Raw genomic sequence first — 6,799 nt, forward strand, 5'->3', positions numbered from 1 at the left:
CCACACCGGTCCGTATCCGACAGTTCGACATCCGAGGTGACGTAGGCGTGGCTCTTCCGCCCCTTACCCCTGAACAGCGCGCAGCCGCGCTCGAGAAGGCCGCCGCGGCTCGCCGGGAGCGCGCCGAGGTCAAGAATCGGCTCAAGCACTCCGGTGCCTCCCTCCACGAGGTCATCAAGCAGGGCCAGGAGAACGACGTCATCGGCAAGATGAAGGTCTCCGCCCTCCTTGAGTCCCTGCCCGGCGTCGGCAAGGTCCGCGCCAAGCAGATCATGGAGCGGCTCGGCATCTCCGAGAGCCGCCGCGTGCGCGGTCTCGGCTCCAACCAGATCGCGTCTCTTGAGCGTGAGTTCGGCAACGCTGCTTCCTGAGGTGCTCAGGCATCCCCGGGGAGCTGGAATAATCGCTGCATGAGTTCTGCAGTCTCCCGGGGGGCGACCCCGGCAACCCCGGACAGACAACCGCGGCTGACCGTGCTCTCCGGCCCCTCCGGGGTCGGCAAGAGCACGGTCGTCGCTCATATGCGCAAGGTCCACCCCGAGGTATGGCTCTCGGTGTCGGCCACCACCCGCAAGCCGCGTCCCGGCGAGCGGCACGGCGTCCAGTACTTCTTCGTCGACGACGAGGAATTCGACAAGCTGATCGCCAACGGTGAGCTGCTGGAGTGGGCGGAATTCGCGGGAAACCGCTACGGCACCCCGCGCCAGGCGGTCCTGGACCACCTGGCGGCGGGCGAGCCGGTCCTCCTGGAGATCGACCTCCAGGGCGCCCGGCTGGTCCGTGAGTCCATGCCCGAGGCGCGGCTGGTCTTCCTGGCCCCGCCGAGCTGGGAGGAGCTGGTCCGCCGGCTCACCGGCCGGGGCACGGAGTCGGCCGAGGTGATCGAGCGCCGGCTGGCGGCCGCGCGCGTCGAGCTGGCCGCCGAGAAGGAGTTCGACGAGACGCTCGTCAACACCTCCGTCGAGGACGTCTCCCGTGAGCTGCTAGCCTTGATGCTGAATAACTCCGGAGAATGACCTTCGCAATCTTTTGGATTTCGCGGTTTTTCCGGAAATTCCCTGATCAACCCCTTCGGAAGGCAGAGAGTGTCCTCTTCCATCTCAACGCCCGAGGGCATCATCAACCCGCCGATTGATGAGCTTCTCGAGGCCACCGACTCGAAGTACAGCCTCGTGATCTACGCCGCGAAGCGTGCGCGCCAGATCAACGCGTACTACTCGCAGCTCGGCGAGGGCCTGCTCGAGTACGTCGGCCCCCTGGTGGACACCCACGTCCACGAGAAGCCCCTCTCGATCGCGCTGCGCGAGATCAACGCGGGTCTGCTGACCTCCGAGGCCGTGGAGGGCCCGGCCCAGTAAGGCCGCGAGCGTTTTCTTCACCAAGGGCCCGGCAACGCGATTGCCGGGCCCTTGGTGTGTCATGGGTACGTACACGCACAGGTGCACGTAGGTGTTCGGCGCAGGGGCGCCCTGGCTCGGGGAGCAGCGAAGACGATGGACAAGCCCAAGGTCGTCCTGGGAGTCAGCGGCGGTATCGCCGCGTACAAGGCGTGCGAGCTGCTGCGGCGGCTGAGCGAGTCCGGGCACGACGTCCGCGTGGTGCCGACGGCCTCCGCGCTGCATTTCGTGGGCGAAACGACCTGGGCCGCGCTCTCCGGGAACCCGGCCTCGACCGAGGTCTGGGAGTCCGTGCACGAGGTCCCGCACGTCCGCATCGGCCAGGGCGCCGACCTGGTCGTGGTGGCTCCCTGTACCGCCGACATGCTGGCCAAGGCCGCGCACGGCCTCGCCGACGACCTGCTGACGAACACGCTGCTGACCGCCCGCTGTCCGGTGATCTTCGCCCCGGCGATGCACACCGAGATGTGGGAGCACCCGGCCACTCAGGAGAACGTCACGACCCTGCGCCACCGCGGCGCGATCGTCATCGAGCCCGCCGTGGGCCGCCTGACCGGCGTCGACACCGGCAAGGGCCGCTTCCCCGACCCGGCCGAGATCTTCGAGGTCTGCCGCCGGGTGCTGGCGCGCGGCCCCGAGGCGGTCACCGCGGACCTCGTGGGGCGGCACGTCGTGGTCAGTGCCGGCGGCACCCGCGAGCCGCTGGACCCCGTCCGGTACCTCGGCAACCGCTCCTCCGGGAAGCAGGGGTACGCGCTGGCCCGTACGGCCGTGGCGCGCGGCGCCCGGGTGACGCTGGTCACGGGGGAAACCGGGCTGCCCGACCCGGCGGGCGTGGACGTGGTCCACATCGGCACGGCCGTCCAGCTCCGCGAGGCGGTACTGAAGGCGGCGGCCGACGCCGACGCCGTGGTCATGGCGGCCGCCGTGGCCGACTTCCGCCCGGCCCACTACGCCCCCGGCAAGATCAAGAAGCGGGACGACGTGGAGCAGCCGCCGATCGAGCTGGTACGCAACCCCGACATCCTCGCGGAAATCTCCGCCGAACGGGCGCGTCCCGGGCAAATCGTCGTCGGGTTCGCCGCCGAGACGGATGACGTTCTGGCGAACGGCCGGCAAAAACTCGCCCGCAAGGGCTGTGACCTGCTGGTCGTCAATGAGGTCGGGGAGCACAAGACTTTCGGCTCGGCCGAGAACGAGGCGGTCGTGCTGGCCGCCGACGGTACCGAGACGCCCGTGCCCCACGGGCCCAAGGAGGCCCTGGCCGACACGGTCTGGGACCTGGTCGCCGAGCGATTTTCCTGATCACTCGATGAGACCATTCCGGCCCGTTGGCCACCACAAAAACCCTTGTTGCGACCTACCGTTGAGCGGTGTCCCGGGGCTAGATGGCAGGGTGTCCCTGGTCACGGCGCATCCACAGAACGAGACTGCGTGCCCGAACGGGACGCCTGACCGATAAACTGGCCGTGGATCGCGCCGAGCGCAGCTCTCGGCCGGTCCGTCAATGATCAGACAGCAGCCGCTGCAACCCCAGGGAGCGATGTGTCCCGCCGCCTCTTCACCTCGGAGTCCGTCACCGAGGGCCACCCCGACAAGATCGCTGACCAGATCAGCGACACCATCCTCGACGCCCTCCTGAAGGAGGACCCGGCCTCCCGGGTCGCCGTCGAGACGCTGATCACCACCGGCCTGGTCCACGTGGCCGGCGAGGTGACCACGAAGGCTTACGCCGACATCCCCACCCTCGTGCGGAACAAGATCCTGGAGATCGGTTACGACTCCTCCAAGAAGGGCTTCGACGGCGCTTCCTGTGGTGTCTCCGTATCGATCGGCGCGCAGTCCCCGGACATCGCCCAGGGTGTCGACACCGCCTACGAGAAGCGGGTCGAGGGCGACGAGGACGAGCTGGACAAGCAGGGCGCCGGCGACCAGGGCCTGATGTTCGGGTACGCCTGCGACGAGACCCCGGAGCTGATGCCGCTCCCGATCAACCTCGCGCACCGGCTCTCCAAGCGCCTGTCCGAGGTCCGGAAGAACGGCACCATCCCGTACCTCCGCCCCGACGGCAAGACCCAGGTCACCATCGAGTACGACGGTCACAAGGCGGTCCGCCTGGACACCGTGGTCGTCTCCTCGCAGCACGCCTCGGACATCGACCTGGACTCGCTGCTCGCTCCCGACATCCGCGAGTTCGTCGTCGAGCACGTGCTGAACGAGCTGATCGAGGACGGCATCAAGCTCGACACCGAGGGCTACCGCCTCCTGGTGAACCCGACCGGCCGCTTCGAGATCGGCGGCCCGATGGGTGATGCGGGCCTCACCGGCCGCAAGATCATCATCGACACGTACGGCGGCATGTCCCGCCACGGCGGCGGCGCCTTCTCCGGCAAGGACCCGTCCAAGGTCGACCGCTCCGCCGCGTACGCCATGCGCTACGTCGCGAAGAACGTCGTGGCGGCGGGCCTGGCCCAGCGCTGCGAGGTCCAGGTCGCCTACGCGATCGGCAAGGCCGAGCCGGTCGGTCTCTTCGTGGAGACCTTCGGCACCGCCACCGTCGACGTCGAGAAGATCGAGCAGGCCATCGGCGAGGTCTTCGACCTCCGCCCGGCCGCGATCATCCGCGACCTGAACCTGCTCCGCCCGATCTACGCCGAGACCGCCGCGTACGGCCACTTCGGCCGCGAGCTGGACGCCTTCACCTGGGAGCGCACGGACCGCGTCGACGCCCTCCGCAAGGCCGCGGGCCTGTAACCACCCGCCCTTCCTGCCTCCGGGCCCGTACCGCTGCTGCGGTACGGGCCCGGAGGCGTTTGTGGCCCGCTCCGTGCCCCGCGGGCCGCGGGCAGTGTCAGTGCGGTCTGCTAAGACTGAGGGTGTGAGCAGCGAGAACGGGTCGGGGGCCGGGGATCAGGGGGAGCAGCTCGCCCTGATCCGGGAGACCGTGCGGGAGGCCAAGAAGAAGGCGCCGAAGGCCAGGCCGCGGACCTGGCGCGGCGCCGAGCTGGCCAAGGACCGGCCGGTGGCCCGGGTCCTGGTGGACAAGGGCCCGGTGCATCTGGACAAGCTCTGGGATTATGCGGTGCCCGCCGCGATGGACGAGGAGGCGCAGCCCGGCGTCCGGGTCCGGGTCCGGTTCGGCGCGGGGACGAGCCGGGTGCGCGAGGGCCGGCGCGAGGGCGGCGGCCTGCTCGACGGCTTCATCGTCGAGCGCATCGCCGAGTCCGACTACCGGGGCCCGCTGGCGGCCCTCGCCCAGGTCGTCTCGCCGGAGCCGGTCCTCAGCCCGCCGCTGCTGGCCCTGTGCCGCGCGGTGGCCGACCGGTATGCCGGCTCGCTCGCCGATGTACTGCAGCTCGCCATCCCGCCGCGGCACGCCAAGGCCGAGGCGGAGCGCTTCCCGGCGCCGCCGCCCCCGCCCGCGGTGCCCGCGCTCGCGAGCTGGGAGCGGTATCCGGACGGGCCCGGGTTCATCGAGGCGCTGGCGGGCGGTGGCTCGCCCCGCGCCGTGTGGACCGCGCTGCCGGGGCCGCACTGGCCGTGGGAGCTGGCGGCCGCCGCGGCGGCGACGCTGGCGTCCGGGCGCGGCGCCCTGATCGTGGTGCCCGACGGCCGGTCCGCGGCCCGCGTGGACACCGCGCTGACCGAGCTGGTGGGCCGCGGGACGCACACGCTCCTGACGGCGGACTCCGGTCCCGAGGAGCGGTACCGCCGCTGGCTGGCGATACGCCGGGGCGCGGTGCGGGCCGTCGTGGGGACGCGGGCGGCGATGTACGCACCGGTGGCCGATCTGGGCCTCGTCGCCATCTGGGACGACGGGCACACCGCCCATAGCGACGACCACGCGCCGTACCCGCACGCGCGGGACGTGCTGCTGCTGCGGGCCGTGCACGAGAAGGCGGCCTGCCTGATCGGCGATCTGGGGCGCACGGTCGAGGCCGCGCAGCTCGTGGAGAACGGCTGGGCGCGTTCCCTGGAGGCCGGGCGCGACCAGGTGCGGGCGGCGGCGCCGCTGGTCCGCACGATCGGGGACGCGGAGGCGGCGCGCGACGAGGCGGCGCGCGCGGCGCGGCTGCCGTCGCTCGCCTGGCAGACCGCGCGCGCCGGGCTGGCCCGCGGTCCGGTACTGGTCCAGGTGCCCCGGCGCGGATACGTGCCGCGGCTGGCCTGCGCACGGTGCCGCGAGCCCGCGCGCTGCCGACACTGCGCGGGGCCGCTGGAGGCGCCGGACCAGGACAGCGCGCTGTGCTGCGGCTGGTGCGGTACGGCTGCGCCGGACTGGCACTGCACGGAGTGCGGGCACGCGCGGCTGCGGGCCCAGGTCGTGGGGGCGCGGCGGACGGCGGAGGAGCTGGGGCGGGCGTTTCCGGGAGTACCGGTGCGGACGTCCGGCCGGGACCATGTGCTGGACACCGTGCCCGACCGGCCGGCGATCGTCGTCTCCACGCCTGGCGCCGAGCCGGTCGCGGTGGGTGGCTACGCGGCGGCGCTGCTGCTGGATGGCTGGGCGTTGCTGAACCGGCCCGATCTGCGGGCCGGGGAGGAGGCGCTGCGGCGCTGGCTGGGTGCGGGGGCGCTGGTGCGCGGCGCCGAGGACGGTGGCGTCGTCGTGGTGACGGGGGAGCCGACGCTGCGGCCCGTGCAGGCGTTGGTGCGGTGGGATCCGGTGGGGCATGCCGTGCGGGAGCTTGCGGAGCGGGCGGAGCTCGGGTTTCCGCCGGTTTCTCGGATGGCTTCGGTTGCCGGGCGGCCGGAGGATGTGGCGGACCTAGTGCGGGGGGCGGCTTTGCCGCCGTCGGCCGAGGTGTTGGGGCCTGTGCCGGTGTCGGCTCCCGCCTCGGGGCGTCCGCGGCGGGCTGGGGAGGCGCCTGTGGGGGAGGTTTGGGAGCGGGTGCTTGTGCGGGTGCCGCCGGGGGAGGGGGCGGCTATGGCCGCCGCGCTGAAAGCCGCTTGGGCGGCTCGGATGGTGAAGCGGGAGGGGGAGGCGGTTCGAGTGCGGGTCGATCCGCTGGATCTGGGGTAGCCGGTCCGGAGCGCTGGTGCCCCAGCGGTGCGGTTTCGTCGGGCTGCGCCCAGTGACGGTTGTCCTCAAGCGCCGGACGGGCTGGGTTGTATCGGGTGCGGTGACGGGCCTCCGCGGGTGGGTGTTCGGACTGCTTCGCTTTACGTCCGAACACCCACCCGCTGCGGCCAGCCCCCTCCCGATAGTGGGGGAGGAAGCGGTGCGTCGTGGTGTGGGGGGGGGCTGGTGTCCGTAGCTTGTCGGCGGGGCTACGGGCTCGTCAGCCGTTGCGGGGGCTGGGGAAGGCGCCGGCGCGCGGGTCCTGTTGGGGGACCGGGGACTGGGGCGGCATGGTGCGGGCGGCGGGCACGGAGGGGGCCGGGGACACGGAGACCGGGCG

The 6,799-nt window shown here is 71.9% G+C and carries 6 protein-coding genes; all 6 read left to right on the forward strand.

What is annotated here, in order from left to right:
• The first annotated feature begins 47 nt into the window (after positions 1–47).
• Complete coding sequence (locus IG84_RS0128270; protein WP_030251572.1) at positions 48–371, forward strand: integration host factor; 324 nt, start codon at positions 48–50, stop codon at positions 369–371.
• A gap of 39 nt (positions 372–410) precedes the next feature.
• Complete coding sequence (gene gmk, locus IG84_RS0128275) at positions 411–1,016, forward strand: guanylate kinase (RefSeq protein ID WP_078649466.1); 606 nt, start codon at positions 411–413, stop codon at positions 1,014–1,016.
• Between the two features lie 69 nt (positions 1,017–1,085).
• The gene (gene rpoZ, locus IG84_RS0128280; RefSeq protein WP_006382157.1) at positions 1,086–1,358 is read left to right on the forward strand and encodes a DNA-directed RNA polymerase subunit omega; all 273 of its coding nucleotides are present in this window, start codon (positions 1,086–1,088) and stop codon (positions 1,356–1,358) included.
• A 135-nt stretch (positions 1,359–1,493) separates the two neighbouring features.
• A complete protein-coding gene (coaBC, locus tag IG84_RS0128285) occupies positions 1,494–2,702 on the forward strand; it encodes a bifunctional phosphopantothenoylcysteine decarboxylase/phosphopantothenate--cysteine ligase CoaBC (RefSeq protein ID WP_031062896.1) in 1,209 nt (402 codons plus the stop codon).
• 240 nt (positions 2,703–2,942) lie between these two features.
• Positions 2,943–4,151: a methionine adenosyltransferase gene (gene metK / locus IG84_RS0128290; RefSeq protein ID WP_031062899.1), complete on the forward strand. Its 1,209-nt coding sequence runs from the start codon at positions 2,943–2,945 to the stop codon at positions 4,149–4,151.
• Between the two features lie 124 nt (positions 4,152–4,275).
• Positions 4,276–6,420: a primosomal protein N' gene (locus IG84_RS0128295; RefSeq protein ID WP_031062903.1), complete on the forward strand. Its 2,145-nt coding sequence runs from the start codon at positions 4,276–4,278 to the stop codon at positions 6,418–6,420.
• Positions 6,421–6,799: the final 379 nt, after the last annotated feature.

Source organism: Streptomyces ochraceiscleroticus (assembly GCF_000720485.1).
Classification (GTDB): domain Bacteria; phylum Actinomycetota; class Actinomycetes; order Streptomycetales; family Streptomycetaceae; genus Streptomyces; species Streptomyces ochraceiscleroticus.

Excerpts from the sequence above, each read along its gene's own strand:
- gmk (WP_078649466.1), top strand. The coding sequence starts at position 411 with ATGAGTTCTGCAGTCTCCCGGGGGGCGACCCCGGCAACCCCGGACAGA.
- coaBC (WP_031062896.1), top strand. The coding sequence starts at position 1,494 with ATGGACAAGCCCAAGGTCGTCCTGGGAGTCAGCGGCGGTATCGCCGCG.